Origin of the sequence: Glycocaulis albus (assembly GCF_014639075.1) — a bacterium.
Classification (GTDB): domain Bacteria; phylum Pseudomonadota; class Alphaproteobacteria; order Caulobacterales; family Maricaulaceae; genus Glycocaulis; species Glycocaulis albus.
The window spans coordinates 1-1,097 of record NZ_BMFS01000022.1; the positions used below are offsets into that span (position 1 = coordinate 1).

Below are 1,097 nucleotides of genomic sequence, written 5' to 3' on the forward strand. Positions count from 1 at the left end.
TTGGGTGGCGTTTCCGAGGTTGCTTTTATAGGCGGACCATTAATGTTTTCGGGTGGTTATAAGAAATATTCCCTGCGGTGGTGTTTTTTGTTTGACGGGTCTCTGCGGTTGCATGACGCTTTGGGGTGTTCGGTTGCGGGAGCGGGTTGATGATTGTCCTTTCGTGTGTTTCGCCGCTTGTTCTGGCGGTTTCGCTGTCGGTTTCGGCCCAGTCTGGCGGTTCGACGACAGAGAGTTACACTTACGACACCCGCGGCCGTCTGGTGGATGTCCAGCGGTCTGGCGGTGTCAGCCACGGCATCCGCACCGAGTATGAGTATGACGCGGCTCACAACCGCATCCGCAAGAAGGTGACCGGAGCTTAGGGCTCCGGTTTTTTTGTGTCTGGCAAGCGGGCCTGCGTCCGTTTGTTCAATTTCAGATTGGTTTTACTGTCTGGGTTTACATCGGGGATTGTGAAAATGGGGCATAGGGGCGGTGTGCTGGCCAGGGCGGAGCTCTGCCTGAACGGGGTTTCAGCCAGGCGGCTGGCGGGTCTTCTTGGCGCACTTGTCCTGGTCCTGTCATCGCCTGTGGCCTGGGCGCAGAGCGGGATAGCGCCGGTTTTCAGCGCGGTTGATGAACGCGGGGTCGATCTTCTGACCGGCCAGGCCCTGCTCGGTTCGCCCTCGATCTCGGTGGGTGATCCCTCCTCGGGCGGGCTGTCCTATTCTGGCGTGATCACAAGCTCGTACTGGACAGGCTGGGCTCACAGCCCGATGGGTGCGCTCACGGTGGATGGGAGCACCTACACGGTTATGGTGGGGGCGCGTGCGGAGACCTTCACCCTGTCAGGCTCGGTGTTCGTGTCCGACCAGCAGAGCGGTGCCTCGCTGACGCGCACGGGCAGCGGTCCGTCAGCGGTCTATACCTATGTGACGGCCGATGGCAGCGTGGCCACGTTCGAGATGGGGGGATATGAATCCCTTTATGCCCTTGGCAATCCTGAGCGCCTGCTGACCCGCCTTGAGCGGCCCTCGGGCGAGGTTCTGACCTATCATTACCGGTATCTGGAGATCGTCCGGGATGTGGGGATTTTCGAGCCGTCCTATATCACC

Annotated in this window: 2 protein-coding genes; both read left to right on the forward strand. The window is 60.1% G+C overall.

Translation table 11 applies throughout. The annotated features are described in order from the left end of the window. Positions 1-149 precede the first annotated feature (149 nt). Positions 150-365 (forward strand): hypothetical protein, encoded by a 216-nt coding sequence (locus IEV75_RS13805; protein WP_188453157.1) that lies wholly within the window; start codon positions 150-152, stop codon positions 363-365. A 96-nt stretch (positions 366-461) separates the two neighbouring features. After that, positions 462-1,097, forward strand: a 636-nt coding sequence (locus IEV75_RS13810; protein ID WP_188453156.1) for a hypothetical protein, incomplete at its 3' end; no start/stop codon positions are given.

Coding starts and splice junctions, on each gene's coding strand:
- IEV75_RS13805 (WP_188453157.1), top strand. CDS start 150: ATGATTGTCCTTTCGTGTGTTTCGCCGCTTGTTCTGGCGGTTTCGCTG.